At 67.9% G+C, this 27,000-nt stretch carries 13 protein-coding genes and 1 pseudogene; 10 read left to right on the top strand and 4 right to left on the bottom strand.

The annotated features are described in order from the left end of the window. Positions 1-90: 90 nt before the first annotated feature. The 9 genes from PX52LOC_RS32530 (at position 91) to PX52LOC_RS32490 (ending at position 19,339) form a co-directional block, all read left to right on the top strand. The gene (locus tag PX52LOC_RS32530) at positions 91-10,272 is read left to right on the top strand and encodes a Calx-beta domain-containing protein (RefSeq protein ID WP_149113985.1); all 10,182 of its coding nucleotides are present in this window, start codon (positions 91-93) and stop codon (positions 10,270-10,272) included. A 673-nt stretch (positions 10,273-10,945) separates the two neighbouring features. After that, positions 10,946-11,182, top strand: a complete 237-nt coding sequence (locus tag PX52LOC_RS32525; protein ID WP_149113984.1) for a hypothetical protein — start codon at positions 10,946-10,948, stop codon at positions 11,180-11,182. 247 nt (positions 11,183-11,429) lie between these two features. Beyond that, on the top strand, positions 11,430-11,747 hold the full coding sequence (locus PX52LOC_RS32520; protein WP_149113983.1) for an alpha/beta fold hydrolase: 318 nt from the start codon (positions 11,430-11,432) through the stop codon (positions 11,745-11,747). 149 nt (positions 11,748-11,896) lie between these two features. Beyond that, positions 11,897-12,241 carry an ECF-type sigma factor gene (locus PX52LOC_RS32515; RefSeq protein ID WP_149113982.1) on the top strand — a complete coding sequence of 115 codons (345 nt, stop codon included), beginning with the start codon at positions 11,897-11,899 and terminating at the stop codon, positions 12,239-12,241. Between the two features lie 51 nt (positions 12,242-12,292). After that, the gene (locus PX52LOC_RS32510) at positions 12,293-12,487 is read left to right on the top strand and encodes a sigma factor-like helix-turn-helix DNA-binding protein (protein WP_149113981.1); all 195 of its coding nucleotides are present in this window, start codon (positions 12,293-12,295) and stop codon (positions 12,485-12,487) included. A gap of 15 nt (positions 12,488-12,502) precedes the next feature. Further along, entirely contained in the window at positions 12,503-14,128 is a 1,626-nt protein-coding gene (locus PX52LOC_RS42130) for a serine/threonine-protein kinase (protein WP_218575199.1), read from the top strand. Between the two features lie 138 nt (positions 14,129-14,266). Continuing rightward, positions 14,267-15,703: an ABC transporter permease gene (locus tag PX52LOC_RS32500; protein WP_149113980.1), complete on the top strand. Its 1,437-nt coding sequence runs from the start codon at positions 14,267-14,269 to the stop codon at positions 15,701-15,703. Positions 15,704-16,247: 544 nt separating this feature from the next. After that, the gene (locus PX52LOC_RS32495) at positions 16,248-17,801 is read left to right on the top strand and encodes a TolC family protein (RefSeq protein ID WP_149113979.1); all 1,554 of its coding nucleotides are present in this window, start codon (positions 16,248-16,250) and stop codon (positions 17,799-17,801) included. 44 nt (positions 17,802-17,845) lie between these two features. Beyond that, positions 17,846-19,339, top strand: a complete 1,494-nt coding sequence (locus tag PX52LOC_RS32490; RefSeq protein ID WP_149113978.1) for a TolC family protein — start codon at positions 17,846-17,848, stop codon at positions 19,337-19,339. Between the two features lie 86 nt (positions 19,340-19,425). Here the strand turns inward: PX52LOC_RS32490 and PX52LOC_RS32485 are convergent, their stop codons facing one another. The 3 genes and pseudogenes from PX52LOC_RS32485 to PX52LOC_RS44220 all read right to left on the bottom strand — a co-directional run. Then, complete coding sequence (locus tag PX52LOC_RS32485) at positions 19,426-22,779, bottom strand: efflux RND transporter permease subunit (protein ID WP_149113977.1); 3,354 nt, start codon at positions 22,777-22,779, stop codon at positions 19,426-19,428. 126 nt (positions 22,780-22,905) lie between these two features. Next, positions 22,906-24,312, bottom strand: coding sequence for an efflux RND transporter periplasmic adaptor subunit (locus PX52LOC_RS32480; protein WP_149113976.1), 1,407 nt, complete (start codon positions 24,310-24,312; stop codon positions 22,906-22,908). Positions 24,313-24,465: 153 nt separating this feature from the next. Further along, positions 24,466-24,648 (bottom strand): annotated as a pseudogene (locus PX52LOC_RS44220) (IS630 family transposase); the annotation flags it as partial. 336 nt (positions 24,649-24,984) lie between these two features. Between PX52LOC_RS44220 and PX52LOC_RS32470 the strand changes: the two are divergent. Further along, positions 24,985-25,959, top strand: a complete 975-nt coding sequence (locus tag PX52LOC_RS32470) for a quinone oxidoreductase family protein (protein ID WP_149113975.1) — start codon at positions 24,985-24,987, stop codon at positions 25,957-25,959. Between the two features lie 109 nt (positions 25,960-26,068). Here the strand turns inward: PX52LOC_RS32470 and PX52LOC_RS32465 are convergent, their stop codons facing one another. Next, a complete protein-coding gene (locus tag PX52LOC_RS32465) occupies positions 26,069-26,878 on the bottom strand; it encodes an SAM-dependent methyltransferase (protein WP_178132586.1) in 810 nt (269 codons plus the stop codon). Between the last annotated feature and the right edge of the window lie 122 nt (positions 26,879-27,000).

Genomic DNA, 27,000 nt, shown 5'->3' with positions numbered 1-27,000 from the left:
GTCCGCGAAGTGGGTTCAATCTTTCGCGCCCTGCTTCGAGATTTGAAGTACGTCCCCATCGCCAACCTATCCTTTAGGATCGCCACGCGCATGCGCCCCACCTTTTCCGTTTGGCTCGCCCGTCTTTGGAACCCCGCTCGCCGCCCGATCCGCCCACAACTGCCCGTCCGCCCCATACTGGGATTGGTGTCGCTCGAAGACCGCAGCCTGCCGGCCACGCTGGGCATGGCCACGTTGTTCGAAGGCCCCACGGCGGGGAGCGACGGCACGCTCGTGCAGGCGTCGGGGGCGTGGACGGCCAGCACGACGGAGCCGTGGATCACGGTGACGACCGCGACCGGCACTGGCGACGGGCTGGCGAAGTTCAGCTTCACGGCGAACGCCGGGGCGACGCGGACGGGCACGGTGACGGTCGCGGGCCAGACGCTGACCGTCACCCAGGCGGGGACGGGGTACGTGGCCGCGGGCGAGTCGCGGGCGATTGTCGATCGGGTGTTCAGCGGCCCGAAGTCCGTCGCCGCGGACGGCGCGGGGAACGTCTACGTCACGGACTCCGGGCTGAAGAAGTACACCGCGACGACGGGCGTGACCGCGCCCGTCGCTGCCACCATCCAGTACCCGTACGCGGTGACCGTGGACGGCGCGGGCAACGTGTACGCCGTGGACAGCAATGCCGACAAGGTGAAGAAGTACAACCCGACGACCGACGTGGTGACCGACTTGTTCACCGTTCCGGCGGTTCAGACGCCGATCGCGGCGGACGCGGCGGGGAACGTGTACTACTACGACTCGGCCGCGACGGCGATCAAGAAGTATTCCACCGCAGGGGTGACGTCCACCGTCGTGTCCGACCTGACCGGCAACGTGGGGGCGCTGCAAGTCGATGCCGCCGGGAACGTGTACTACACGATGGTCGTCGACTCGGGGTACGACCTGAACTCGCCGTTCAAGTACGACGCGGCGACGCAGACGTCGACGGCCCTGTTGCCGATCGACAAGGCCCCGTGGGTGCTGCCCGACAACCTGATGGTGGACGCCGGTGGCAACGTGTACGTCGTGCAGGACGACTACACCGCCTACGACCTGCTCAAGATCGCCCCGGGCGGACAGGTCAGCACGGTCGTCTCGCAGTTCGGCCAGTACCTCGACACGTACCTCAGCGGCGGTGCCATCTACACCCTCGACTCGCCGGCCCAGTCGGTCGTCCGGTACAACCTGGCGGACGGAACCACCCGCACGCTGGTCGCCGGCGGGTACGACCGGTTCGGCAACCTGAACGGCCTCGTCGCCGACGCGACCGGCAAGCTGTACTACAACGCCAACTACGGCTTCAAACGGTACGACCCGACCGGCGCGGCCACGCAAATCACGTTCGACGGCACGGGCCAGTACGCCTCGCTCGACGCCGCCGGGAACGTCTACTTCGTCACCTACGACTCCGCCACCGACGCGAACAAGGTCCAGAAGTTCGACCCGCTGCTCGACCAGATCGAGACGGTGTACACGTCGCCGGCCGGCTTCTACATCGACGCGCTCGACGTGGACGCGGCGGGCAACCTGTACTACGCCGAGAACGGCAGCGTCGGCGGCGTGGCCACGGGCGCGTTGCGGAAGTACGACGCCACGGCGAAGACGGCGACCGACCTCGTCAGCATCTTCACTCTCAGCGACATCGCCGTCGACGCTCTTGGCAACGTGTACTACGTGGACGAGACGACGGACAAGGTTCGCGAGTACGTGAAGGCGACCGGCACGAGCGTCGATCTCATCACGGGCGTGACCAGTTCGGGCGGCGTCGAGGTGGACGGGTCCGGGAACGTGTTCGTCACCACCAGCGGCACGATCAAGATGTACTCGCCGGCGACCGGGGCCGTGACGACGCGGGCGAGCGGGTTGACCAGCCCGACGTTCCTCACGGCCGACGGGGCCGGGAACCTGTACGTCGCCGAGTCCTCGCCGTCCCGTATCAGCATTCTGCCACGGGCGTTCGTGGACACGTCGGCCGTCAACACGTCGACGGCGGCCGGGACCGTCACGCTGACCGACCGCGTCGTCGGCGGGCCGGGCCTGACGGGCGTCCTCTCCCCGCTCAGCAACAGCCCGTGGCTGACCGTCGATTCCGTCACGTCCAGCAAGGTCAACCTGTCGTACACGGAGCACACGGGGGCGGCGGACCGCACCGGCACGGTGACCATCTTCGGGAAGTCGATTTCGGTGACGCAGGTCGTCCCGCCGCAGCCGACGGTGTCCGCGGCCACCGTGACCAACGTGACCGGCCAGGGCGCGACCCTCGGCGGCACGGTGACTGCGACGGGCACCTCGTCGATCACCGAGCGGGGCGTCCTGTACGCGCCGACGGCTACGAACGCCAACCCAATGCTCAACGGCACTGGCGTGGTCAAGGTGGCGGACGCCGCGACGACCGTCGGCACGTTCACGGCGGCCGTGGCCGGGCTGTCCTCCGGCGTCGGGTACTCGTTCGTCGCGTACGCCACGAACGCGAACGGCACGACGTACACGGCCGTGTCCGCGTTCACCACGCTCGTCACCGTGCAGTTCGCGGCCGCCACGCAGACCGTGGCCGAAACGTCGCCGGGCACGTTCACCGTCACCGTCAACCTGTCCGGGGCTGCGTCGAAGGACGTGGTCGTGCCGTTCACGGTCGGCGGCACGGCGGTGTCCGGGAACGAGTACAGCGGGGCCGCGGCCGGCTCGGTAACGATCCTGGCCGGAAAGACCTCGGCGACGATCACTGGCACGATCGTGAACAACGGCTACTCGCCGGCCGACAAGACGATCGTCTTCACCCTCGGGGCGAACCCGACGAACGCGGCCCTCGGAGCGACGACCGGCCACACGATCACGATCACGAGCGCCGTGAAGCCCTCGGTGCAATTCGCCGCGGCGAGCCAGACGGTTTCCGAGACCGTGGCCGGGACGTTTAACGTCATGCTGTCGCTGTCGGCCGCGTCGTCCGTGGACACGACCGTGCCGTTCACGGTCGGCGGCACGGCGACGCCCGACACGGAGTACAGCAACGTCTCGGCCAGTCCGATCGTCATCCCGGCCGGACAAACGAGCGTGAACGTCACCGGCAAGGTCCTGAACAACGGCTACTCGGCCGACGACAAGACGATCGTGTTCACGACTTCGTCCCCAACGGGCGCCGACCTCGGCACGAACACGATGCACACGTTGACGATCACCAGCGCGCCGATGCCGACGGTGCAGTTCCTGTCCGACAGCCAGTCCGCGACGGCCGTGTCGGGCACGTTCGCGGTGACGGTGTCGCTCTCGGCCATCTCGTCGCTGCCGACGACGGTGAACTTCACGTACGGCGCCACCGGTGACACGGCCGTCGAAGGCGTGGATTACTCGGACGTGTCGGCCAGCCCCGTCGTCATCCCGGCTGGGCAGACGAGCGTGACCATCACCGGCAAGCTCGCGGCCAGCCCGTCGGCCACGGCCAACCCGACGTTGACGTTCACCCTCGGCACGGTAACGAACGGCACGGCCGGCGGCACGGCGGCGACGACGCTGACCATCGTCGAGCCGTCGCTCGTCCCGACGCAGGTGGACGTGGGCGGTTTGCAGTTCCGTGAGGCGAACGGCCTGCAACCCTCCGGCAGCACGTTCATGTCCAGCGGCACCGTGCAGGTCGGGTTCAAACCGGCGGCCGGGCAGCCGTTCGTGGCGCTGCTGACGCTCGACGGGACCACGACCATCGACACGGCCGCGCTGACGATCACGAACACCGGGGCCGTCAAGGCGATCCGCCCGAGCAACCCGGTAACGCTCCTGACGGGCGGGTTCACCGCCGCGAGCATCGCGGCCCTGGCCGGTGCCGGTCAGACCGGCTTGACCGGCGCGACGTTCACGGTCGCCAGCCTCACGTTCACGCCGTCGGCGATCTCGCTCGATCAGGCAAACGCAGACGTGCTAGTCCAGGGTTCGCTCGCGTTGCCCTACGGCCTCGCCGTATCGGTGTCCGGCACGAATCACGTCGTCGTGAGCGACACCGGCATCGCCCTCAGCGGCGTGACGGCTTCGATCCCGAGCACCGGCTTCTCGCTCGGCTCCGTCGAGTTCACCGGCCTGTCGCTGTCCGCCGCGTACGACTCCACCGCGAACACGGTCACGCTGACCGGCACGGCGACCGCCACGCTGGAAAACAAGGCCGGCAACGTGACCCTCGCCCTCGGCGTCGGCCAGGGTTCGACGCCCGGCCTCGTGTTCACAGCCGGGGCGCTGACCGCGTTCGACGCCAGCGTCACCACCGACTTCACCGTCCGCGGCGTCACGATCTCGGCTACTGACCTGACGTTCGCGTACTCGACGGCCGACGCCAAGTTCTCGCTCAGCGGGACGGCCGGCGTCGCGATCGACGGACTGGGCGACCTGAGCGTCACCCTCGGCCATGGGACCGACCCCGGCCTCGTCGTCACGAACGGCGACCTCGTGAGCCTCGACGCGACGGTGAACTCGACTTTCACCGTCGGCGAGTTGACGTTCACCGCGGGCGACCTGAACTTCGCGTACACCGCGGCCGGCGACATGTTCGCCCTGACCGGGACGGTGACCTCCAAGGTGACCGGCCTCGGCGACCTGGGCCTGACGTTCGGCCACGGGACCGCCCCCGGCCTCGTCGTCGCGAACGGGAAGCTGACGAGCCTCGACCTCACCCTCGACTCGAATCTGACCGTCGGAGGCGTCGCGTTCGCCGCGAAGGGGCTGGAGTTCACCTACGCTGCGGCGACCGACCAGTTCGCCCTCGCCGGGACCGTCGGCCTGACCGTGGGCGGGATCGGTAACCTGAGCGTCACGTTTGGCAACGCTAGCGGCCCCGGCCTCGTCGTCGCGGACGGCTCGCTCACGAGCCTGAACCTGGCCGTGACGGGCGACGTGACCATCGGCGGCGTGACGTTCGCCACCAAGGGGCTGGCCCTCGGCTACACCGCCGCGACTTCGCAGTACACGCTGGCCGGCACGGCCGCCGTCACCGTGGGCGGGATCGGCAACCTCAGCGTGACGTTCGGCCACGGGACCGACCCCGGCCTGGTCATCACGAAGGGTTCGCTGGAATCGCTGCACACGACGGTGAACTCCAGCGTCACGATCGCCGGCGTGACGTTCGCCACGAAGGGGCTGGCGTTCGACTACACGGCCGCGAGCGGGGCCTACGCCCTGACGGGATCGGCCGGCGTGACCATCACCGGCATCGGCAACGCGAGCGTCACGTTCGGGTACGGGACCAACCCCGGTCTCGTCGTCACGAAGGGCGACCTGACCAGCCTGGACATGACCCTCGACACGGACGTCGCCATCGGCGGGGTCACGTTCGGCACGAAGGGGCTGCGGTTCCAGTACGCCGGGGCCACGAAGGCGTTCGCCCTCTCCGGCAGCGCCGACCTGACCGTCTCCCGGCTCGGCACGCTCAACGTGACGTTCGGATACGGGACCAACCCCGGCCTCGTCGTCACCGACGGCGCGCTGACGAGCCTCGACATGACGTTGAACACGAACGTCCGTGTTAGCTCCGTCACGTTCAGCACCAAGAGCCTGCGGTTCCAGTACGCGGCCGATTCCAACCGGTTCGCCCTGTCCGGGTCGGCGGCGGCGGCCGTCACCGGGATCGGCAACCTGAGCGTCACGTTCGGCCAGGGGCCACTGCCGGGGCTGGTCATCAGCAACGGGTCGCTCGATTCGCTGAACATGACGGTCGATTCCAACATCACCGTCGGGTCGGTCGGGTTCGCGACGAAGGGGTTGAACTTCACATATGACTCGCGGCAAGCGACGTTCTCCCTCGCCGGCACGGCGGCCGTGACCGTCGGCGGGATCGGGAACCTGAGCGTCACGTTCGGGAAGGGGGGTAACCCCGGCCTGGTCATCACCGACGGCTCGCTGACGAGCCTGGACACGACGGTGAACTCGGACATCTCCGTCAGCACGGTGCAGTTCAGTACGACGGGGCTGCGGTTCACTTATGCCGCGGCGAACAGTCAATACACGCTCGCCGGGTCCGCGGCCGTGACCGTCGGCGGGATCGGCAGCCTGAGTGTCACGTTCGGCTACCAGGGGTCGGCCGGGCTGGTCATCACCAACGGGTCGCTCGATAAGCTCGACATGACGGTGGACACGAACATCAGCGTCAAGGCCGTGACGTTCACGACGAAGGGCCTGCGGTTCACCTACGCCGCCACAAACAGCCAGTACACGCTCACCGGCACCGCCGGCGTCGCGGTCACCGGCATCGGCTCCCTGAGTGTGACGTTCGGTAACGGGACCAACCCCGGTCTGGTCATCACGAACGGGTCCCTCGACAAGCTCGACATGACCGTCGACTCCAACATCACCGTCAAGTCGGTGACGTTCACCACCAAGGGCCTGCGGTTCACGTACACGGCGGCCAACAGCCAGTACACGCTCACCGGCACCGCCGGCGTGGCGATCACCGGCATCGGCAACCTCTCCGTCACCTTCGGGTATAACGGCAACCCCGGCCTGGTCATCACGAACGGCTCGCTCGACAGCCTGGACCTGACCGTCAACTCGAAGATCCGCGTGAACTCCGTGACGTTCAGCACCGAGGGGCTGCGGTTCACCTACACCGCTGCGACCAGCCAGTACACCTTGTCCGGGTCCGCGGGCGTGGCGATCGTCGGCGTCGGCGACCTGACGGTGACGTTCGGGTACAACGGTGCCCCCGGCCTGGTCATCACGAACGGGTCGCTCGACAGCCTGGACATGACCATCGACTCGAAGATCCGCGTCAACTCGGTCATCTTCAGCACGAAGGGGTTGCGGTTCACGTACACCGCGGCGACCAGCCGGTACACGCTCGCCGGGTCGGCGGGCGTCACCGTCATCGGCGTCGGCGACCTCACCGTGACGTTCGGCTACAAGGGCGAGCCGGGGTTGGTCATCACGAATGGGTCGCTCGACAAGTTGGACATGACGGTCGATTCCAACATCCGCGTGAACTCGGTCATCTTCAGCACGAAGGCCCTTCGGTTCACGTACACGCCGGCCACCAGCGTGTTCACGCTCACCGGCACGGCCGGCGTGACGGTCATCGGCATGGGCGACGTGAGCGTGACGTTCGGGTACGACGGGGCCCCCGGCTTAATCATCACCGACGGTTCGCTCACGAAGCTGGACGCGACGATCAACTCGCAGTTCCGCGTGAACAACGTCATCATCAGCACGGACAAGCTCCGGTTCACGTACACGACCGCGACGAGCCAGTTCACGCTGTCCGGGGCGGCGAAGGTCACGGTCATCGGCATGGGTCAGGTGCAGGTGACGTTCGGCGACGGCGGCACGCCGGGCCTCGTCATCACCGACGGCTCGCTCACCAGCCTGGACGTGCGGGTGGACGCGAAGTTCACTGTCAACGCCATCGTGTTTACGGCCGACGGCCTGCGGTTCCAGTACACGGCGGCGGACAGCACCTTCAAGCTCACCGGGTCAGCCGGCGTGGGCCTGATCGGCGTCGGCGGCCTGAAGATCACCTTCGGCACCCCGGCCGACCCCGGCCTGGTGATCACGAACGGCGAACTCAAGAGCCTGAACATGACCGTCGGGGCCGACTTCAGCGTCGGCCTGGTCACGCTCAAGGGCAAGGGCGTGAACTTCCGGTACACGGCCGCGACGAGCACGTTCACGATGAGCGGTGGCCTGACGGCCACGATCACGGGCATCGGCGACATCACCCTGACGTTCGGCCGCGGCACGACGCCGGGGCTGCAAATCGTGGACGGTACGCTGACGGCGATGGCCCTGACGGTCACGTCGGACGTCACCTTCGCTGGGCTGACGTTCGGCAAGGCCGACTTCGGGTTCAAGTATACCCGCAGCTCGGGCAAGTTCGTCATCGACGGCACGGCGTCCGCCACCTACGGCTTCGAGACGTTCGCCGTGCAACTCGGCAACGGCACGACCGGCGGCATCGTCGTGGACACCACCAAGGGGACCGTGGACAGCGTGAACGGCACGCTGTCCAACACCCTCGGCGTCGCCGGGCTGACGGTCGGAAACGTGAGCCTGGCCCTGAACTACGCCAACAGCGTGTACACGCTGTCCGGCACCGGCAGCGTGACCATCAAGAGCAGCCTGGACCTGCCGAGCTTCTTCAAGACGTTCATCGACTTGAAGGGCGTCTCGCTCACCCTGGGGAGCGTGAACCTGACCTCGTCCTACACCGCCGGCAAGAACAGCGAAAGTTACACGGCCCTGTCGGTCCGGCTGGCCGGGCTGGACGTCGGCATCAAGGTCTACTTCAACGGCTCGGTGGACATCACGGGCGTGTCGAACGCGATCGTTCAGGGCCTTCTCAACGCCGCCGGGAAAGTTGTGGACGCGGCCGGGAAGGTCGTCAACAAGGCCGCCAGCGTCGTGAAGAGCGTCGGGAGCGCGATCTACAACGCGAGCCCGTGCATCCTTGACAACCAGATCGCCGGGGCGATGGTGTTCTACGACGCCAACGGCAACGGCGTGCTCGACGCAGGCGAGCCAAACACGGTCAGCGCGGCCGACGGCACCTACCGCTTGGCTCTGCCCGAAGGCGCCAGCGGCCTGATCGTGGCGTTCGGCGGCACGAACGTGGCCACGAACCTGCCGAACACGATGACCCTGACCGCCCCAGCCCCGGCGACGATGGTGTCGCCGCTCTCGACGCTCGTGCAAGCCGTGCGGGCCACGTCCCCGGCCCTGTCGATCGACGAGGCGGCGGCCACGGTGGCGGCGGCCCTCGGCATCCCCGATACCATCAACGTCCTACGGGAGAACGTCATCGACCTGGCGATGACGGGTCGCGCCGACGCCGGCCGTTCGCTGACGGCGGCCGTCGAACTCGCCGGCCTGAGCAACGGCATCGCGGCGCTGGTCGGTCGGTCCGGGGCGGATGTGGACGCCGCGTTCTTCAACAGCCTCGCCGCGGCCATCGGGAACGGCAACGGCGACCCGGGGTTGGCGAACGACGCGGCCGTCCGTGACCTGATCCTCGACACGGCGGGCCGACTGAACGTCACGCTCGACGACGCCCTCGTGACCGGCGCGGCGGCCGTGCTGGCCGGCATCAACCGTCACTTCGAGGCGACCCCCGTCGGGGCTGGCGCGGACTACATGCGGCACATCGTGGCGGCCCAGATCGTGGCCGGCACCGACGTGAACACGGCCCTCGCCGCCGCGGCGACGGGGCAGCGCGACATCGCCTCTGTCGTGGCGGAATACACCGGCGCCGCCTTCGCCGCAGCCGCGGCGGCCACGCCCGTCTCGACCCTCGCCGCGACGGTGTCGAACACCGCCCCGTGGTACGCCCTTGCTGCTGGCGACGGCGGCGGGGCACGAGTGCAGGTCTTCGACCAGGCCACCGGCGCGAAGAAGGCCGACTTCTTCGCCTTCGAGTCGTCGTTCCGTGGCGGGGCGACGGTGGCCGTCGGCGACGTGAACGGCGACGGCACCCCGGACGTCGTCGTCGCGGCGGGCATCGGTGGCGGCCCGCGCATCCTCGTGATCGACGGGACCAAGCTGGACCAAATTTCGGACGCCGGGGAGATCAGCCCGACCGCCCTGCTGGCTGACTTCTTCGCGTTCGAGTCGTCCTTCCGCGGCGGGGCGTCGGTCGCCCTCGCCCGGCTCAGCGGCGGCCTCGGCCTCGACATCGTCGTCGGTGCGGGTGTCGGCGGCGGGCCGCGGGTGCGGTCGTTCAGCTTCGCTCCACAAGCCGCCGGCGGCGTGGCGCAGATGACCGGCCTGATCGGCGACTTCTTCGCCTTCTCGCCGGACGCCCGCGTGGGCGTGAACGTTGCCGCCGGCGACCTCGACGGGACCGGTCGGGACAACGTCATCGTCGGGGCGGGTGCCGGCGGCGGCCCGGTGGTGGCCGTGTACAACCCGGACGGCACGCTGCGGAACCAGTTCCTCGCCTACGACGCGGCCCTCCGCGGCGGCGTGTCCGTGGCGGCCGGCTACCTCGACGGGTCGGCGAAGGCTCAACTCGTCACCGCCGCTGGACCGGGCGGTCCAGGCGTGGTGAACGTCTATGCCGACGCCGACGACATCCCAGACCGCACGATCGACGCATTCGAGCCGTCGTTCACCGGCGGCGTCTCGATCGGCACGGTGACGACGGCCGCCGGCACGAACCTTGTGGTCGGGGCCGGCCCCGGCGGTGCCCCGCGGGTGCGCGTCCTGTCCGACGACGGGCAGACCATCGACGACTACTTCGCATATGACGCCAGTTTCCTGGGCGGCGTCACGGTCGGATAGGCACGAGACGCACTCGTATCCCGGCATACGGTCGTGTATGACATCGGTAATTCGTTTTCTGTGTCCAGGGTCCGCTGCGATTCGACCCTGGCGCACTTTCACGAACGACGTTCTGCCCCACTATCGTGCTTGTACGAACCCGTGTCTGGAGTTACGAGCGCATCGAAAATGCAAGACTTCATCCGGTCAGCAATGAATCAAGGGCGGAGTTGGGAAGACGGGTAGGCATGGCGCATGGCTGATCCGAGGCTTGTCGCGATGCGATCACCGTTTCAAGCGAGTTCGAATCTCGCGAACCAAGTCTTTACGCTCTGACGGCAAGCGCGAACTCAACTCCCGGCCATCCCTCGTGCGGTCGCACTCGGCACGATCCGTCGCCCCTTATCGTCACACGACCGGTCGCGGTTGCACCGGCGGCCACGGGCCTCGTCGCACTCGGCACGATCCGTTGCCTCTTATCGTCACGGTTCTCAGCAAGGGCGAGGGCGATTGTGGCCATCCTCCCGTCCTTACGCTCGACTGCGGGCAACTCATGGGTGGCTCCGTTGGGGAGGAGGCTGTCCTACCACCGTCAATCCGGCCCCGGCTTGCCGCCGTCGTCCCCGAATCCTGGCACGGGCGACCGTCTCGTTCTATGCTCGATTTTCTGATTCCGCCGAGAGAGTATCGAGAAATGAAAATCACCTGCATTAGTGACCTGTTACCCGTCGCCCGCGAGCGGATGCCCGATGTGGCCGAGCCTTTTGTTGAGGAACTCGCGGCCTTCTTGTGGGATGAAGGGTACGACCGCGGGTGCCGGGGCGGCGATGACTGGTCCCGGTTCCTGGATTCCCTGCCCGCCGACATGCGAAACTACCGGCACCGAACCCGACGTCCCAAGTCGGCGATCTTGGTTCGCCGGCACGGTTGAGGTGAGAATCTACCGTTCACCGTCGTGAGCAGTCCGCCGTCCGTTCGGTCCGAACCGGGCGCACCGTCGGCTAAGTTTTTCGGAGGCCTAACACAACCTCACAGAACGCACGGGGACTGCGGTCGACGCCGGGACCATTTTCAAAAGCAATGTTGCTCGTGTCCGATCGGTCGATTGATACGAGCGGTTCCTTCAAAAGATCGACGCGCCCGTCGAACGGAGGTAGGTACGGACCTCGCTGAGCCGAATGCATGTGTTGCTGGCCGGTGACCCGACGGCACCGCCGTTGATCTGCCTGCACGGGTCGCTGGCGAGTTCCGCGCACCTCTTGTCCGAACTGCACCTGCTCGCCGACCACTTCCGCGTGACCCTCCCTGACCTACCGGGGCAACCCGCCCTCGGCCCGCCCGTCCGCGTGCCTTATACGGGCGATTCGCTGCCGTGGTGGGTTCTCGACGTGGCCGAGAGCACGGGCGTAGACCGCCTCAGCCTGCTCGGCGAGTTGGGGCGGGTTTTCCGCCCGGAGGGCAGCCGCGCTGACCCCGACCGGCGGGCGCCGGGGTGACTCGCCTTCGTCCGTGCCCTCACTTCGAACCGCGTATCAACATCGCTCGGATGGCAGCGAGTTGCCCCCACCTGCCGCCGATCTTAGGATGACTGCCTGAACGAATCCAATCGCAGTCATTCCCGAGGGGTCATCTCGACCCGAAGCCGATGTCGAACGAGTCCACGCAGCACCTCCAGTCGATCGTGAACCGCGTGCGACGCGGCGACCCGGCCGCCCGCCGGGATCTGCTCGACGCCGCGTGCGGGCGGCTCCGTCGCCTGACCGCCCACATCCTGTCCGCGTCGTTCCCGGCCCTGGCCGGCCGGCACGAGGTGGACAGCGTCGTCCATGAGACGTGGCTGCGGCTGGCGAAGGCGATGGAATCGGTGGAACCGGAGTCGGTCGAACACTTCTTCCGGTTGGCCGCACAGAAGGTTCGGCACGTCCTCCTCGACCTCGTCGAGCGCGGGCGGCGGGGCCACAGTCACGACGCCCTGGGCCTCGACGGGTAGCAGGTCGGGTCGGCCGCCGGCGGGCAAAACCTCGACCCGGCCCGGCTCGTCGTGTGGACCGAGTTCCACCGACGGGTGGCCGAGTTACCCGACGACGAGAGGTCGGTGTTCGAGATGCACTACTACCTCGACCTACCGCAGGCGGAAATCGCCGCGGCCCTCGCCCTGCACCCCCGCAAGGTCAGCCGCCTGTGGCTGGCCGCGACCGACAAGCTGTCCGACTGCCTCGCCGGGTCCGGCAACTGAACGAAGGGAGCGGCCGTGTCCGACACGACCCGCGTGTACGACCTGCTGGCCGACTGGGACGAACTTCGGCAGCAGGGCAAGACCGCGACCGCGGAACAACTCTGCCCCGACGACCCGGTTCTGCAAGACGAACTCCGCGTCCGCATCCGCCGGCAGCAGCAGATTCGCGGCTTCATCGACGTGCCCGAACCGACGGCCGCCGGCATGCCTGCGGTGCCGGCCGTGGACGGGTACGACGTGCTGGGCGTGGTCGGCAACGGCGGCATGGGCATCGTGTACCGGGCCAACCACCGCCGGCTCGGTCGCGTCGTCGCCCTGAAGATGATCCTGGCCGGCGACACCGCCGACCGGCAGCAACTCGCCCGCTTCCAGGACGAGGCGCGGGCGGTCGCCGCCCTGCAACACCCGAACATCGTCCAGGTGTACGAGGCCGGCGAGGCGGCCGGGCGGCCGTTCCTGGTGCTGGAATTCGTCTCCGGCGGCAGTCTCGCCGACCACCTCGGCGGCACGCCGATCGACCCGCGGCGGGCGGCCGAACTGTCACGGACGTTGGCCCAGGCCGTGCAGCACGCCCACGACCGCGGCATCGTCCACCGAGACCTGAAGCCGGGCAACGTGCTGCTCGACCCGGACGGCACGCCGAAGGTGACGGACTTCGGCCTCGCGAAGCGGCTCGGCGACGACTCCGCCCGCACGCGCACCGGCACGGCCATCGGCTCGCCGAGCTACATGCCGCCCGAACAGGCCGCCGGCGACCGCACGGTCGGCCCGGCGGCCGACGTGTATTCCCTCGGGGCGATCCTGTACGAACTGCTCACCGGCCGCCCGCCGTTCCGCGGCCAGACGGTGCTGGAAACCATCCGCCTCGTCAGCGAACACCCGCCGGCCCCGCCGTCGGCCCTTCAGCCCGGCGTGCCGAAAGACCTGGAAGTCGTTTGCCTGAAGTGCCTGGAGAAGCAACCGGACGACCGCTACCCGTCGGCCGCCGCCCTGGCCGCCGACCTGGACCGCTACCTGGCCGGCGAACCGATTCACGCCCGCCCGCCGTCGGTCCTCGGCCAGATGGCCCGCAACCTGAAGCGGGGGAACTTCCACCCGAACTTCTCCCGCTACTCGGCTTGGTTACTTGCCCTGGCACCGTTTCCGCTGATCATCCACACGTCGGCGTACTTCGCGTGGCGGCACGAGGCCGACTTCCCGGTGTGGATGACCGGCGTTTCGCTGGCCGTGATCATCGCCCTACAAGTAGCCCTACACGTGATGGCCCGCCCGACGTTCCTGCTCGTGCCGCCCGCCCAGCGGCGGCACTTCGTCATCGTCTGGTCGTCGGAGTGCGTCGGGGCCGTGGTGGCGTGGATCGTGGTGCGGGCGGTCGTGCCGGCCGACCGGCTCGACCTGATGTATCTGGTCTACCCGCTGTGGGCCGGCCACCTCGGCCACACGTACCTCGCGTTCGCCTCGGAGGCCGGCGGCCTGTACGTGCAAGGGTCGCTGTTTTACGTCCTCGCCCTGCTGCTGGTCGCCGTCCTGCCGTGGACGCCGCTGATCCTCGGCGGGATGATGTTCGTCAACATGAGCGCCAGCGGCCTCATGCTGCGCCGCGGCATGGGCGTGGGGGCCACCCGGCCGCCCGAGCAGTAACGCCCGACGATTTCGCTTGAACCCCTTTCTGGCCTACTGCTGCCCGACCGCCAATTTTTTTGTTTTGCGTGTCCGAACCGCGATCGCGGGCGGCAGTGCATTTCAGAAAACCAGATCGGAGACGTCGGAGGCGAAGTCGTGAAGAGAATCGCAACCATCTTGTTTGCCCTGGCGGCGGTCGGCGGCGGGGCCGCGTGGTACTGGCCCTCGCACCGAACGCCCGCGGTCATGCGGCTGCCCGGCACGGTCGAAGTTCAAGAGGTACGGCTCGGCTCGCAGGTCGACGGGCGGGTCGCGGCCGTGAAGGTTCGCGAAGGGGACATCGTCGAGGCGGGCACGCCGGTCGTTTGGTTCGACGCCGAGGAACTGGCCGCCCGGCGGGACCAGGCCCAGCACCGGCTCGAAGCCGCACGGGCCGCCTGGGAGAAGGCCCGGCAAGGGCCGCTGCCGGAGGAGATTGCCGAAGCGAAGGCGGCGACCGAGCCCGCCCAAGCTCGGTTGGCCCGCGTCAAAGCAGGGAACCGCGAGGAGCAAAAGCAACAGGCCCGCGCCGACCTGGACGCCGAGAAGGCTGCCCTGCGGAAGGCGGAAGACGAATTCTTCCGGTTCAACAAGCTCGGCGTTCACTCGGACCTGGAACGCGAGACGGCCCTTGCCGGCCGCGACACCGCTCGCGGCCGCGTCGCCGGCGCGACGGCGGCCCTGGAATTGATACTCCGGGGCAGTCGGGCGGAGGACGTGACGGAAGCCGCGGCCGAGAGGGCGAGGTTCGAGGCACGGTACAACCTGATCCGCCGCGGCGTCCGCGACGAGGACAAGGCGACGGCCTACGCGGCCGTCGCCGAGGCCGAGGCCGCCCTGCGGTTCGCCGAACACCAACTCCGCGAGGCCGTCGTCGCGGTGCCCGAACGCTGCGTCGTCGAGGTGGTGTCGGTCCGCACCGGCGACCTCGTGGCCGCGGGCCAGCAGGTGGTCCGCGTGCTGCGGGCCGATGACCTGTGGGTGAAGGTCTTCGTTCCGTCCACCGAACTTGGCAAACTGTGGGTCGGCCAGAAGGTCGAAGTCGCGGTCGATTCCCATCCCGGCCGCCGCTTTCCGGGCGACGTGTCGCAAATCGCCACGGTCAGCGAATCCAACGCCCTCGTGCGGGAGAAAGAGAACGGCACCCTCGAACAACTGTCCACGACCCCGGTGCGGACCGGCGAGTTGATGGTCGGCAAGGTGGTGCCGTACCTGTGCCTGTCTTTCGTGCAGTTCCTCACCATCGCGACTCTGATGCGGGTCGTGTTCGGCGTGCCGGTCGCCGGCAACTTTTTGACGCTGCCCGTCATCAACGTCCCGTTCGTGCTCGCCGCCTTGGGCATCGGCCTGATGATCTCGGCGAAGGCCAACACCCGCGAGGAGGCCGGGCAGAAGGTGATGGGCAGCGTGCTGCCGTGCGTGTTCCTGTCCGGGTACATCTTCCCGACGGAGTCGATGCCGGCGGTGCTGCAACCGATCTCAAACCTGTTGCCGACGACGTGGATGATCGACGCCGCCCGCGGCGTGATCCTCCGCGGGGCGGGTTGGCCGTGATCTTTGGCGGAACGCGGTGGTCCTGACGGCGATGGCCGTGGTATTCCTCACGCTCGCGGCCGTGCAGTTCAAGAAGCGAGTGTAGCGGCTCTAAGGATTCAAAGGAAAAGCGAATCCGGGCCTTCCACGTCCCAGACCCTCAGCGGAGAGGATGTCGGACGGGCGGGGTTGGACCCGCGGAGGAGTCGAACGTCCGCTCCCGGAGTGCCGGTCCGCGAGTTTGCCGCGAGCCACGTCGAGGTTCGCCGGGTCGGGAAGGCGGCGAACTTGGGGCGGATTGTTTCCGGGCGGAAGAGTGGCTTCACGTCGATCGGCTTGGCGGCGTCCCTTAAGGAAGGCGTGTCCCCGATTTAGCAATCCCGGCCTTTGGCTTCCCGCGACGACCCCGCCGATTCGCACCGTCCGCGGTAAGGTCTTGGCCCGGTCGGGAGGTTGGGCAAGAGTGAGGGGTTTCCGGCTTTCGTTCAACTCGCCAGACGGTTTATTCCGATGATTTACCCTGCTTGCCCCAGATTGCCGACACCTTACTTTCGATGCGATACGCATGGTCAGAACATCTTTCCCGCGGTGGTGCGTGCGTTGGTTCGGCGTGGGCTGCGTGGGATTGCTCGTCGCCGGACATGCGTTTGGCCAGCAACCTCCGCGCGTGAACGCTCAACAGTCGATTCCGGACGCGCCGCCGGGCACGATCCTGCAACCCGGCGAATGTCCGATCGACCTCGGCTCCGCGTTGTCGTTAGCCGGCGTCGAGAATCCGCAGTTGCTCCTCGCTCGGCAGCGAGTGCTTGAAGCCACGGCCGTGCGGCAACTGGCGGCCGCGCAACTGCTGCCGAACGTCAACGTCGGTACGAACTACGACCTGCACCGCGGCGTCCTTCAGCAGTCCGCCGGCACGATCTTGCCGGTGAACCGCGACGCCGCGTACGTCGGCCTCGGGGCGAACTCGGTCGGTGGCGGCACCGTGAGCGTCCCCGGCCTGAACTACAACCTGAACGTCGGCTCGGCGTGGTACGGCTATCTGGCGACGCGACAGCGGCAGGTGACCGCCGGAGCCGCCGCCGACGCCGTTCGCAACGACGTGCTACTGCGGGTCTGCCTGGCGTACCTGGACCTGGTGCGGGCCGAACAGCGGCGGGCCATCGCCATCCAGAACCGCACCGACGCGGCCGAGATCGCCCGCCTGACGGACGTGTACGCGAAGGGCGGCCAGGGGAAGAAGTCCGACGCCGACCGGGCGGCGGTCGAACTGAGGCGGCGGGATGCGGAGACGGCCCAGACCGAGGCCGACATGCTAACGGCGTCGGCCCGGCTGTGCGGGTTGCTGAATCTCGACCCGACCACGCGGCTGAAGGCCGTCGAGGGGTGGGCCGTGCCGACGCCGTTGGTCCCCGCGACGATGACGTTGCCGGACCTGCTCGCCACCGCCCTGTTGCAGCGGCCGGAACTGGCCGCCCGCCGCTCCGACATTCGGCAGTCGCTGTACGAACTGTCGTTGGCGAAGGTGCTGCCGTTCTCGCCGAACGTGGTGCTCGGGTTCAGTGCCGGCGGGTTCGGCGGGGGGAGCAACCTGATCGCGGCCGCCGGCACTGGCCCGCGGTTCGGCGACTTCGACACGCGAACCGACCTCGACGTGGCCGTGTTCTGGACCTTCCGCAACCTCGGCGTCGGCAACCTCGCCCTCGCCCGTGCCGCCGACAGCCGCATGAAGCAGAGCCGCCTGCGGGAACTGGAAACGCTGAACGTCGTCCGCGGCGAAGTGGCCGAGGCGCACGCGCGGTCGGCCGCCCGACTCGTGCAGATCGACGCCGCCGAGAAGGCGGTGCGGGCGAGTGCCGAGGCGTACCGCGAAGACCTGACCCGCATCCGCGGCGGCCAGGGGTTGCCACTGGAAGTCGTGGATAGCCTGCGGCTGCTGAACCGCTCGCAGACCGAATACCTGGACGCGATCGTGGACTACAACCGCGCACAGTTCCAACTCTGGGTCGCGCTCGGCCGCCCGCCGGCCGACTGCTTGACTCGCCCCGTCGAAGCACACGTCGGCCCGCGGGTCGTCGCCCTGCCGAGCGCGGTCCACCAACTGTCCGCGGCCAAACCTTGATCCCCGCCCGAACGCAAGGCTCGGAACTGGGGAGGGGGGTGGCGATGCGGATTCTGTTACTCGGCGTGACGGTGCTCTTCGCGGCGGGATGTCAGACCACGCCGACGGCTGAACCGTTATCGGCGTTCCAGGCGCGATACGTTCGGAAGCCGGCCGCCACGACGGCAGTCGTGCAGGCGAAGTACGAAACACCGGCGAGTACGCCGCCGGTTCTCGCGGCCGATGGCGTGCCGTTGCGAGAAAGCCCCATCGACCTCGGCACGGCCCTGCGGCTCGCGGGCGTCGAGAACCCGACAATCAACCTCGCCCGCGAACAGATCCGGCAAGCCCTCGCCGATCAACTCGCGGCCGACGCCCTGCGGTTGCCGCACCTGAACGCCGGGGTGAATGTCCGCGTCCACCGGGGCACGCTCCAGGGCGGCACCGGCGTCATTCGCAACCTGAACAGTCAGAGTGTGTACGTCGGCGGCGGCGTAGGGGCACTCGCCAGCGGCACCGTGTCGGTCCCCGGCGTGCAACTGTTCGTCCACCTCGGCGACGCCGTGTACGAACCGCTCGCCGCCGCTCAGCGGGTGTTCGGCTCGCAGTCCACGGCCCACGCGGTGCAGAACGCTGTGCTTCGCGACGTGGCGACGACGTACCTCGAACTCGTCGCGGCCGAGGCCCGGCTCGACGTGCTAACGCGGGCGACCGCCGACGTGGGCGATGTCGCCCGCCTGACGGCTGTCTACGCGCAGAAGGGCCAGGGGCGGGCCGGCGACGCCAACCGGGCGGCCGCCAACGCGGAACTGCTCCGCCGTCGCGTCGGTCAAGCCGAGGAAGACGTGGGCGTGGCCTCGGCCCGGCTGTGCCGGCTGTTGAACCTCGACCCAACGGTGCGTTTGCACACACCCGCGGACACGCTCGCGGTGCCGGTGCGGTTCGTGTCGGAGGAGTCGCTGCTCGACGAGTTGCTGAAGCGAGCCATCGAAGCCCGTCCCGAAGTGTACGCCCGCACGGCCGACATCGCCGCCGCCCGCACGCGGGTGAAGCAGGAGAAGACGCGGCCGTGGCTGCCGACCGTGGCCGTCGGGTTCAGCGGCGGCGGGTTCGGCGGCGGCAGCAACCAGGTGTCGCCGGAGTTCGGCCCGCTGCAGGCCCGCACCGACTTCGACGTGGCCGCGATCTGGTCGGTCGAGAACTTCGGCCTCGGCACGCGGGCCAGGGTCCGACAAGCGAACGCGGTCCTCGGGGCGACGGTCGCCACTTTCAACACGGCCGTCAACGACATCCGTCAGGAAGTGGCCGCCGCCCTCGCCGACGCTCAGGCCGCGGCCCGGCAGATCGACACCGCGAAGGGGGCCGTCGCGACTGCAGAGGAGGGTTTCTCGCTCGACCGCGAGCGGATCACGCAGGGCCAGGGCCGGCCGCTGGAAGTGCTGGACAGCTTCAACTTGCTGCTCGACGCCCGGCAGGAGTTAATCCGCGCGGTCGCGGCGTTCGACGCGGCCCAGTTCCGACTGTTGGCCGCGGTCGGCGAAACGCCGCGACAGAATTGAAGGCGAGCGGCCCGACGTAAGCGGGCCGTGTCTGGAGCAGGCTCTCTCAAGACACGGCCCGCTTACGTCGGGCCGCTCGCCAAGATTCATCCCGGCAGCGGTTCCTCGTTTGCCGCGTCGTCAAATTTCTTCGGTACCACCAGCGAGTACACGCACGGCACCACGAACAACGTCGTCAGCAGGCCGGCCACTAGCCCGCCGAGGACGGCCCGGCCGAGCGGGGCGTTCGCCTCGCTGCCGCGCTCCAGGCCCAGCGACATGGGGATGAGCGCGAAGAACGTCGCCAGGGCCGTCATCACAACCGGCCGCACGCGAATGGCCGCCGCCCGACGGATCGCCTCGGTCGGCAGCAGCTTCTCGGTCTTCTGCAAGTTCGTCGCGAAGTCGGTCAGCAAGACCGTGTTCGACACCACGATGCCGACCATGAAGATCACGCCGAGTAGCGACTGGATGTTGAGCGCCGTACCTGTGACGAACAACACCAGCACCACGCCGATCAGGCCGATCGGCACGGCCGACAGCACCACGACCGGCGTGACGTAGCTCTTGAACAGGGCTACGAGCAGGAAGTAGATCAGCACCACGGCCGCGGCCATGCCCATCGCCTGGTAGCGGAACGTCGTCTGCATCTTCTGGTACTCGCCGCTCAGGTTGATCTTCGCCCCCTCCATCGGCTTGTGGTCGGCGTCGGTCGGGTCGAACGGCACCCACCCGCCGCCCGGCCGCTCCTGGCCGTACTTCGCCACGATCGCCTCCACGTCCTCGGCCACGTGCCCCAGGTCGCGGCCGTACACGCCCATCGTCAGGTCGATCGTCGATTGCAGGTTGTTGTGCACGATCTCCGACGGCACGTTTTTCCGCCGCAGAGTGGCGATCGTCCGCAGCGGGATCGACTTCTTCTGCGTCGGGCTGGTGATCGGCACGTCCATCAGCGTTTCCAGCGTGCTGATGTCGCCCTCGGGGTACTGCACGCCGACGTAGTACTGGTTGTGGCTGACCGGGTCGATCCAGAAGTTCTTCTTGTTGAACTGAATGCTGCTGTTGAACGCGGCGATGACGTTCTTCATCACCTCCATCTGGTTGAGGCCGAGCGACGCGGCCTTCGTGCGGTCCACGTCGATGGTGTACAGCGGGTAATCCAACCGCTGGATGATGCGAGCGTCCACCACGCCGTCCACGCCCTTCACTTCGGCCAGAATCTTCTCGCCCACGGCCCGGCACTTCGACTGATTCTTGCCTAGGATGCGGACGTTCAGTGGTGTCGAGCGGCCCTCGTTCATGGCCGAGCGGATCATGCCGCCGGCGTCGAAGGCGAACTCCAGCGTGTCCCGCGTGAACGGCGGCACCCCGGCCGGCAACTGCCCGGCCGCCTGCTTCTCCTCGAACACCTTCTTCAGCAACTCGCCGAACTCCGGGTCGTCGCGGAACCCGTGCCGCAGAACGTCCACGTACTCCTGGGCCGACGCATGTCGCTCGGCCTTCAGTTGCACCTTCACGACGGCGTCCATCGGCCCGCTGTTCGGCGTGAACGCGGCCGACCAGTCGGCCGTCAGGCCGAGTTCGCTGATGACCAGTTCCAGGTCGCGGCCGGTCTTCGCCTTCACGTACTTCTCGACCGCCTCGACGTACCCTTCCGTCACCTCGATCCGTGTCCCCGACGGGCACCGGGCGTAGATTTCGAACGAGCCGGCGTCCACCTCCGGGAAGAACTCGCGGCGGAGTTGCGGGCCCAGGATCACGAGCGTGGCGGCTAACGCGGCGAACGCCCCACCGATGACGAAGCCGCGGGCTTGCAGGACGCCGCCGAGCAGTCGGGTGTAGCCGCGGATGCCGGCGTCCAGGACGGCTTCCCACTTCGCGAACGCCCGGCCGAACAACCCCGTCGGCTCGTCGTGTTCGTGCGGGTTACGGTGTTCGTAGTTCACGTCGTGCGATTCGACCGGGTGGGCCGAAGTGTGGGCCTTCATCCAGGCCGCACACCGCGTTGGCACGAAACTCAGCGACATCGCGTAGGCGATGAGCACGGCGAACGTGAGGGCCAGGAACATCGGCTTGAACAGGAACGCGCCGAGGCCGGGAATGAGCACGAGCGGGGCGAGCACGAGCAGCGTGCAGAGCGTGGCCGCGAACGCCGGGCCGGCGACTTCGCTCGCGCCGAGGTACGCCGCCTGCCGCGGCGTGGCCCCGAGGCCGAGGTGCCGGTGCGTGTTTTCGAGGGCGACGATCGCACTGTCCACGAGCGGCCCGATGGCCAGCGCGAGGCCGGCGAGCGTCATCACGTTGATCGACTGGCCGAGGCCGAACAGGGCGGCAATCGCGCCCAGCACGGCGACCGGCACGGTGATGACGGCGATGACCGTCATCCGCCATTCGCCGAGGAAGACGAGGATGACGAGCGAACACAAAATCGCCCCGAGGATGCCCTCTTCCGCAAGGCTCGCGATGGCGTTCTTCACGTACACCGACTGGTCGAAGACGAGCTTCAGGTCCACGTCCGGCGTCGTGAGTCGGGCCTTCATGTCGGGCAGGTTCGCCTTCAGGTTCTCGACCACTCCGAGCGTGCTCGACCCCTGCTGCCGGTAGACGGGGATGTACACCTGGCGGCGGGTGTCGACGCGGACCACGCTCGTTTGCACGAGGCTGGCGTCCTTCGGCGTGGCCACGTCCTTAAGGAAGACCACGCCCTTCGCGTCCGACCGCACCGGAATGTCGCCCATGCGGTCGACGAGTTCGTACATGGAGTTGGAGTCGAGGGCGTAGTCGGTTCCGCCGAGCTTGGCGTCGCCGGCCGGCAGGAAGATGTTCGACCGGTCAAGGGCGTCCATCACGTCCGTCGGCGACAGGTTGCGGGCCTGCAACCGGCCGCGGTCGAGGTACGCGAGCACCGTGCGGGCCTTGCCGCCGTACACGACCGGCGCGTTCGCGCCCGGCGAGGCCATGATCATGTTCCGCACCTGGTAGCGGGCGGTGTCGAACAGGATCGATTCGCCCTGCGTCGTGCTGTTGAGGGCGACGAGGCCGACCGGCGTGGCGCTCGTCGGGTCGTACGGCAGGATGACCGGCGGCAGGGTGCCCGGCGGCAGCGTCGGAATGGAGGCCGTGGCCAGCGAGTTCACTTGCGTGAGGGCGGAGCTTGGGTCGGTGTCGTCGGAGTAGTAATTGCGGATGATGCTCGCGCCGACGATGGACCGCGACTCTTGCCGCTGGGTGCCGGCCGCCTGCCCGGTCCAGCGTTCCATCCGCGACGTGATGTCGGCTTCGACGTTCGTGGCCGACATGCCGCCGTAGAAGGTGAGCACCTGCACGGCCGGACTCTTGTACACGGGCAGGATGTCGGCCGGGATGACGGCCACGGACGCGAGCCCGCCGAACGCGATGGTGAACATCAGCACCGTGATCGCCCGCGGGTTGCCGAGCGAGAAGCGAATAAGGCCGGTCATGGAGTTCTCGAAGAGTTTGCAGCGTCAACGGCGAGCGGCCCGGCGTGAGCGGGCCTTGTCTTGTGTGAGCGTGTCCAGACACGGCCCGCTCACGCCGGGCCGCTCGCCGTTGGTACGATGGGGAGGTTAGTGCCCGGCGGCTTGCGGCTTCGCTTCGCTCGTCGTGACGGCAGCCCCGTCCTCGACAGTCGTCGTCGTGCGGACCACCACCTTATCGGCCGTCGTCAGGCCCTTCAGCACCTCGGCCTCGACGCCGTTGTCGGTGCCGACGGTCACGGGCACGGTCGCGATGTGCCCGTCGCGGACCACGCGGACGGCCCCTTTGCCGGCGTCGCCGCGTTTCACGATCGCCCCGGACGGCACCCGGACGGCATTCGTCGCACCGACGTTCAGCATTAGGGTGACGTTGCCGTACATCCCGCGGCGGAGTTTGCCTTCGGGGTTCAGCACGTCGATCTCGGTCCGCATCGTCCGCGTGTGCGGGTCTTCCGAGTCCGACGTGCGACTGACCTCGACGTTGTGGGCGGACGTGGTTTGCAGGACCGTCCCCGGTAGGGCGTCGATCTCGATGACGGCCGGGTCGCCGACGTTGACGTAGGGCACGTCACGGTCGGGCACTTGCACGATGACCCGCATCGTTTCCGTCCGCTCGACCGACAGCAACGGCACCCGTTCGCCGCCGGCGTCGGCCGACCGGATGAAGTCACCGCGATTGAAGTTCCGGTGCGTGACGACGCCGGTGTACGGCGACTTGATGAGCGTATAGCCGAGTAGCACCGTGGACTTGTCGAGCATCGCCTTGGCCACCGCCACCTCGGCGTCGGCGTACTTCTCGTCGGCCTTCGCCTGATCGACCTTCGACCGGGCGGCGGCTTCCTTTTGCTTGGCCGCGTTCACCGCCTCGCCGGCCGCCAGTTCCGCGGAGAAGGCCGCCTCGTACTGGTCTTCCTGCTCGTCCACCAACTTCGCGTCGATGGCTTGTTGTGCGAACAGACCCTTGATCCGCTCCCGCTGCTTCTGGCGGTACGACCGGTACGACGTCTTGCTCTTCTGTTCCGCTTGCGACAGTGCGACGAGGGCCGTCGCGCTCCGCAGGTCGGCCTCGGCCGACTGCACGGCCGCCTTCATCTGGACGACCTTCGCCTCGGCCCGCCGCACCTCGGCCGTGTCCTTCTCGACCTGCTTCTCGTACTCGGGGACGGAGATTTTCGCGAGAACGTCTCCCTCTTTGACGTGGCTGCCGATGTCCACCCGGCGTTCCAGCAGAAAGCCTGACACTTTGGCGTACAGGTCGGCCGACTCGAACGGCTCGATGGTGCCGGGTTGCACACAAATGCGGTCGATGCCGCCGAGCTTCGGGGCAGCGACTTCGACCCGCACGGCCGTATCGCCGTTGCCACCGGGGTTCGCGTCCCGGCCGATGGCCGGCTGACTACGACCGAAGACGTACCACCCGCCAGCGGCTACCCCAAGTAGGAACGCGGTGAGGACGAGCCAACGGAATCGAGAAGTAGCAGGGTTGCGAGGGTGCATAACAAATACTTGAGCTTGTCGCTCAACTCAGGGCCGGGCGAATCGGCGGTAGGTTCAGTTACTTTAACAGGCTTGCGGCGATGCGGTAGGTGGAAGTTTGGTCTGCTCTGACTGTCCGGTCATTTTTGACATCGGTGGGATTGTGAATCGGTTCTAGTGTCCTGAGTCCGAAGTCCTTTGAATAACCCGCTTGAGGCGGTCGAGGATGGAGTCGGCGTCGGCGGTCCAGACGAACGGCTTGGGATTCGTGTTGTGCTCGGCCAGGTAGTCGTGGATGGCCCGCTCCAGTTGCGGGACGCGGGTGAACACCCCGCGGCGGATGCGGTCCTCGGTGATGGCCATGTTGACCCGGACGGGCTGAAGGGGCTCCCCTGGCTCCCCTGGTTGTTGGGGCACAAGCGCCGGACCGCACAAGGCCGTGAGGCCGCCCATGCGGGACACGACCGCGCCTTGCGATTCCGAGCTTCACGTGATCCGTGTTCGTGCGTCCTGAGTTCTTGGTCGGCATGGAGAGGGGCCGTGCGGTGACGATGATTCTCGGCGGCCCGGGCGATTCCAACAGCGGTGGTCGCCCGATGTCCGGACCTGCCGCCCGGCGTATCCTGAGCCTCGGCGCCTCGCACTTCGCGGGTGATCGCCCGTTCGACCGATTTCGACGTCAGGATTCATGACATGACGAAGGCCATTCGACTCCACGCCACGGGCGGCCCCGAGGTTCTCCGCTGGGAAGACGTCACGGTCGGCGAACCGGGTGAGGGCCAGGCCCGCGTCCGCCACACGGCCGTCGGGGTCAACTTCATCGACACGTACCAGCGGTCGGGGATGTACCCGATCCCCGTGCCGGGCGGGCTGGGGAGCGAGGCCGCCGGGGTCGTCGAGGCCGTTGGGCCGAACGTCACGGCCGTCAAGCCCGGCGACCGCGTGGCCTACGCCGGTGGCCCGCCGGGCTCGTACTCCGAAGTGCGGCTGATCCCGGCCCACATCCTCGTGCCGATCCCGGACGGCGTAGCGGACGAAACGGCCGCGGCCGTGATGCTCAAGGGCATGACCGCCCAATACCTGATCCGCCGGACGTACGCGGTGAAGGCGGGCGAAGCCGTGCTGTTCCACGCGGCCGCCGGCGGGGTCGGGCTGATCGCCTGCCAGTGGCTCAAGGCCCTCGGGGCAACGGTCATCGGCACCGTCGGGTCGGACGAGAAGGCGGGGATTGCGAAGGCGCACGGGTGCGAACACGTGATCGTGTCCACCCGGGAGGATGTGGCGAAGCGAGTCAAGGAGATCACCGGCGGGGCGGGCGTGCCGGTGGTGTACGACTCGGTCGGGAAGGACACGTTCCTTTCCTCACTCGACTGTTTGAAGCCGCTCGGCCTGATGGTGAGTTTTGGGAACTCGTCCGGGAAGGTGACGCCGTTCGACATCGGCATCCTCTCGCAGAAAGGGTCGCTGTACCTGACGCGACCCACGCTCGCGACGTACACGACCACGCGGGCAGACCTGGAAGCGACTGCCAAGGACGTGTTCGACGTGATCCGCGAGGGAAAGGTGAAGGTCGAAATCCGGCACCGCTACGCGCTCGCGGGTGCAGAGCAGGTTCACCGCGACCTGGAAGGCCGCCGCACCGTCGGTTCGATCGTGATGACGCCTTGACTGTACCGAGAGTGCGATGTTGCCCCTTTCCCCCTTCGAGCCGTTCCCGGTAGAAAGGCCGGACGCTTTCGCTCGACTGCTCGCGGGCCGGCCCCGGACTCGCAAAGCCTTACTCCGCGCCGCGTCGTAACGGTGCCCTCGTGTATTCCGCGGGGACGGACACGATCGGCTCCTCCAGTTTGGCGTCCGCCCGGCGGCGGCCGACGAGGCGGACGTAGCCGAGGGTTTCGCCCCGATCGGCCTCCAGTGTCTGGATCTCCGCTACGTTGTCGGGGGCGACGGCCTCATGCCAGTCGCGCCACAGTTTCCAGCCGTCGGGCATGGCGTCGGCCGTCTCGATGTCCACGATCCCGCTCCGCTCCCAGTGCCGCCGCCACCAGGCGGCCGAGTGCAAACACCACAGTTCGGGCACCCACCAGCCGCGCAGAGTTTCGGGGACAGGCCCCTCGATCTCGCGGACCAACCCGGCTGCGGCAATCCCCACCGGGCCGCCTGGCTTCACGAACCGGGCCACGGAACTCAGGAACAGGTCATCGGTGCCGTAATACATGAAAGAGTCGATGCTGACGATGGCGTCGAAGAACTCCGCGGCGAACGGTAGCGACCGGGCGTCGGCCCGGATCGGGAAGACGCCATCCTCGACGCCGGCGTCCCGAATGCGTTCCAGTCTTTCCGTCGGGCTGAACCACAAGTCGGCGGCCCAGACCTGGACGCCGAACTCTCGGCGGAGAAAGATCGACGACGCCCCGCGCCCGCAGCCGAGGTCCCGCACACGCATGCCCGGCCGTAACTCAATCGCCTCGGTGAGCCACTCGGTCAGCCACAGGGAGTTGGGCCCGCCACTGACGCTGGCGCGAATCCACTCGGGATGGTACGCCGAAGCGCGAGGGAATCGCGGAGACTCGAATCGCTTGTCCATCACCATGCCCTCGCCAAGAAGCCGAACGTCACGCTCGCCAGCCCGGCCGGAGTGGCACCCAGCCTACCTCAGATGCGGGCGAGTGACTACAACTACTCCGCAGCGCCTCGGGCGCCGGCCCG

Source organism: Limnoglobus roseus (assembly GCF_008254045.1).
Taxonomy (GTDB): Bacteria; Planctomycetota; Planctomycetia; order Gemmatales; family Gemmataceae; genus Limnoglobus; species Limnoglobus roseus.
The sequence above is the reverse complement of the archived record's forward strand: the minus strand, read 5'-3'. Positions and strand labels throughout refer to the sequence as shown.

What these genes read in the sequence shown, in the direction of transcription:
- PX52LOC_RS32465 (WP_178132586.1), bottom strand. Translation starts at nt 26,878, where the DNA reads ATGGACAAGCGATTCGAGTCTCCGCGATTCCCTCGCGCTTCGGCGTAC.
- PX52LOC_RS32480 (WP_149113976.1), bottom strand. Translation starts at nt 24,312, where the DNA reads ATGCACCCTCGCAACCCTGCTACTTCTCGATTCCGTTGGCTCGTCCTC.
- PX52LOC_RS32530 (WP_149113985.1), top strand. Translation starts at nt 91, where the DNA reads ATGCGCCCCACCTTTTCCGTTTGGCTCGCCCGTCTTTGGAACCCCGCT.
- PX52LOC_RS32470 (WP_149113975.1), top strand. Translation starts at nt 24,985, where the DNA reads ATGACGAAGGCCATTCGACTCCACGCCACGGGCGGCCCCGAGGTTCTC.
- PX52LOC_RS32485 (WP_149113977.1), bottom strand. Translation starts at nt 22,779, where the DNA reads ATGACCGGCCTTATTCGCTTCTCGCTCGGCAACCCGCGGGCGATCACG.
- PX52LOC_RS32490 (WP_149113978.1), top strand. Translation starts at nt 17,846, where the DNA reads ATGCGGATTCTGTTACTCGGCGTGACGGTGCTCTTCGCGGCGGGATGT.
- PX52LOC_RS32515 (WP_149113982.1), top strand. Translation starts at nt 11,897, where the DNA reads ATGTCGAACGAGTCCACGCAGCACCTCCAGTCGATCGTGAACCGCGTG.
- PX52LOC_RS32525 (WP_149113984.1), top strand. Translation starts at nt 10,946, where the DNA reads ATGAAAATCACCTGCATTAGTGACCTGTTACCCGTCGCCCGCGAGCGG.
- PX52LOC_RS32495 (WP_149113979.1), top strand. Translation starts at nt 16,248, where the DNA reads ATGGTCAGAACATCTTTCCCGCGGTGGTGCGTGCGTTGGTTCGGCGTG.
- PX52LOC_RS32520 (WP_149113983.1), top strand. Translation starts at nt 11,430, where the DNA reads ATGCATGTGTTGCTGGCCGGTGACCCGACGGCACCGCCGTTGATCTGC.